This window comes from Mesorhizobium sp. M2E.F.Ca.ET.209.01.1.1 (assembly GCF_004010375.2).
GTDB lineage: Bacteria > Pseudomonadota > Alphaproteobacteria > Rhizobiales > Rhizobiaceae > Mesorhizobium.
Window position 1 is genome coordinate 1 of the sequence record NZ_SADP02000307.1, and the last position, 396, is coordinate 396.

Here is a 396-nt window from a genome sequence, read left to right on the forward strand (position 1 = left end):
CTGACAGAACCGTGTCAGCAGCCACCGGTTAAAAGTGGTGTACTAAAACACCTGAACCGAGGACACTCCGATGATCGACAGCGGCTTTGAAACCACTTCGCTGCGAATGAACCTCCTGCTGCTCGTCAGCTTCCAGGCTCCGGCTGCCGACGTCGACCGCATCATGGACGCGGTTGTGGCGATCGCACCGCTTGCCATGGGCAAGTATGACCGCAATGCCTATCAGTCGGCGCACGGCATCGAGCGCTACAGGCCCCTTGAAGGGGCAGCGGCCGGCGCCGAAACCGAATTGCGCCGCCGTCCGGGCACGGTCGAGGTTTCCTTCGAATTGCCCGACGACCAGGCGCTGGCGCCCCGCGTCCTCGAGGCGATTTTCCAGGCCCATTCCTATCAGGA

The 396-nt window shown here is 62.1% G+C and carries 1 protein-coding gene; it reads left to right on the forward strand.

The window, feature by feature from the left end; translation table 11 throughout:
• Window positions 1-70: 70 nt before the first annotated feature.
• Window positions 71-396, forward strand: a 326-nt coding sequence (locus EN852_RS35770; RefSeq protein WP_135879677.1) for a hypothetical protein, incomplete at its 3' end; no start/stop codon positions are given.